Raw genomic sequence first — 2,411 nt, forward strand, 5'->3', positions numbered from 1 at the left:
TTTCTCTCCACCCGGATCTCCAGCCGGGTCCTGCTGTTCGTCATGACCGTGCTGTGGGCCGTGGCCCAGCTCCCGGTCCTCGTGGTGGCCACGGTCCCGGCCCTGATGGCCGGCCGCATCCTCCTCGGCGCCGCCGAAGGGCCCGCGGCCTCCATGTCGATGCACGCCCTGTACAAGTGGTTCCCCCCGGAGCGCCGGGCCCTGCCCTCGGCCCTCCAGATCGGCGGGGCGGCCCTGGGCACGCTCATCGCGGCCCCCCTGGTCACCTGGCTGATCGACGGTTTCGGCTGGCGCTCCGCCTACGCGGTCCTCGCGGTCGTCAGCGCCTGCTGGGCGCTGCTGTGGTGGCGCGTCGGCCGCGACGGACCCTACGACCACCAGCACACGACCACCGGATCCAGCGGGCTCCGGCTGCCGTACCGCAGGATCCTGCTGACCGGCACCGTACTCGGCAGCATCGCCAGCGCCTTCGGGGCGGCGTGGGCACTGTCCCTCAGCCACGCCTGGCTGCCCGCCTACCTCAGGACACAGCTGGACATGTCGGCGGCGGCCTCCGCGACGGCCATCAGCATCATGTCCGGCTTCGGACTGGTGCTGCTCCTGGCGATCTCACCGTTCGTGGACGCGCTGAAATCCAGGGGCGTGAGCAGCCGTTGGTCCAGCGGGGCGGCACAGGGCATCGCCGTGGGCGTGGCGGGGTGCGCGATGACGGCGTTCCCGTTCGTCGACGCGTCCGGCCCCCGGCTGGTGCTGATCACACTGGCCTTCGGCGGCACCGCGATCGCCATCCCACTCCACTACATGACGACCGCGGAGGTCGTCCCTCCCGCCCAGCGCGGCGCCGTCTTCGGCGTCGTCGCCGGTATCGGCACCCTGCCGGGGCTCGTGGCACCGTTCCTGACCGGCCACCTCATCGACACGGCCGACACCCCGGACGCCGGATACACCACCGCCTTCCTCGTCTCCGGCGTGGTGATGCTCGCGGCCGGCGCCAGTGCCCTCACGGCCATCCGCCCGGAGCGGGACGCACGACTCCTGGGGCTCGTCACCAGGCCCCCGTCCTGACGCGTGTCGCGGAAGGGCACGTCCGGACAGGTCGGAAGCGGACCCGGCCCGGTCGGCACACCGGCCGGGCCACAGGAGGGGGCCGGTCTCCGGTGAACTCACTCGGAGGTACGGGACGGCCCTTGAGGCCCTGACCGTGACGTCGGGCCCGGCGCGGGCGCCGGCGCCCGGGGAATCCGGTGGGCGTCCCGGACGTTGTGAGGAGGCCGACCGTCGAGGAGAGATGCAGCATGTTCCTGTCCCGCACCCCTGTCCTGCCCACCCCCGAGCAGGCGCTGCGCGGCCGCCCGGAGCCCGAGTTCTCCGTCCCCGAGCGTCACACCGTCCTCGGCACGCCGCTGCTGGGTCCGTACCCGGAGGGCCTGGAGGTCGCCGACTTCGGCCTGGGCTGTTTCTGGGGCGCCGAGCGGAAGTTCTGGCAGACCGAGGGCGTCTGGACGACGGTCGTCGGCTACCAGGGCGGCTACACGCCGAACCCGGTGTACGAGGAGGTCTGCTCGGGCCTCACCGGCCACACGGAGGTCGTCCGCGTGGTCTTCGACCCGTCGAAGGTGTCGTACGAGGGCCTCCTGAAGGTCTTCTGGGAGTCCCACGACCCGACGCAGGGCTTCCGCCAGGGCAACGACGTCGGCACGCAGTACCGCTCGGCCGTCTACACCCACTCCCCCGCCCAGGCGGAGACCGCCGAGGCGTCCCGTGCCGCCTACCAGAAGGTCCTGACGGCCGCGGGTCACGCGGAGATCACCACCCAGATCCTGCCGGCCGCCGAGCGCCCGTTCTACCCGGCGGAGGGGTACCACCAGCAGTACCTGGACAAGAATCCGGGCGGCTACTGCGGCATCGGCGGCACGGGCGTCTCCTGCCCGGTCGGCGTGGCGAGGGCCGAGGGCTGACGCCTCCCCGTCAGTTCCGGGCCGCCGCCGCGCGCAGCAGGGCCGCGGTGGTGGCCGGGTCGTAGTCCTCGGCGACGCCGTCGACGATCAGGATGTCCCCGGGGATGTGGCGGGTGCGCAGCGGGATGAGGGCCTGGTAGGCCTCGGAGTCGTACCAGGCGCGGGCGTCCTCGTACGTCGGGAAGCCGACGAGCACCAGGGCGCCGGGCCACTCGCCCTCGCGGACCTCGCGGCGGGGGGCGCCGTGGACGAGGAAGCGGCCGCCGAAGGGGTCCAGGGTGGCCTGGATGCGCTCCATGTAGGTGAGGACCTCCTCGTGGGGCTCGCCGGACGGCTGCAGGTTCGCTATCGCGTATGCGGTCATGGCACGAGCATGCCGGGACACGGCCTCCGGGGTCGATTACCCCGGAGGTCATGCCCCGGCGGTCGTCCTCATGCCGGCGCGACGACGGT

3 protein-coding genes are annotated in these 2,411 nt (G+C 72.7%); 2 read left to right on the forward strand and 1 reads right to left on the reverse strand.

Features of this window, described 5'->3' with window-relative positions; all coding sequences use genetic code 11:
- Both RIF68_RS34285 and msrA read left to right on the forward strand, forming a co-directional pair.
- The coding region (locus RIF68_RS34285; RefSeq protein WP_309055377.1) for an MFS transporter at positions 1 to 1,065 on the forward strand (1,065 nt) is incomplete at its 5' end.
- Between the two features lie 230 nt (positions 1,066 to 1,295).
- Positions 1,296 to 1,958, forward strand: coding sequence for a peptide-methionine (S)-S-oxide reductase MsrA (gene msrA, locus RIF68_RS34290; protein WP_309055379.1), 663 nt, complete (start codon positions 1,296 to 1,298; stop codon positions 1,956 to 1,958).
- Between the two features lie 10 nt (positions 1,959 to 1,968).
- Here msrA and RIF68_RS34295 read toward each other — a convergent pair whose 3' ends face one another.
- Positions 1,969 to 2,322 (reverse strand): DUF1330 domain-containing protein, encoded by a 354-nt coding sequence (locus RIF68_RS34295; RefSeq protein ID WP_309055380.1) that lies wholly within the window; start codon positions 2,320 to 2,322, stop codon positions 1,969 to 1,971.
- Positions 2,323 to 2,411 lie beyond the last annotated feature (89 nt).

It is taken from the genome of Streptomyces sp., from assembly GCF_031178505.1.
Taxonomy (GTDB): Bacteria; Actinomycetota; Actinomycetes; order Streptomycetales; family Streptomycetaceae; genus Streptomyces; species Streptomyces gulbargensis.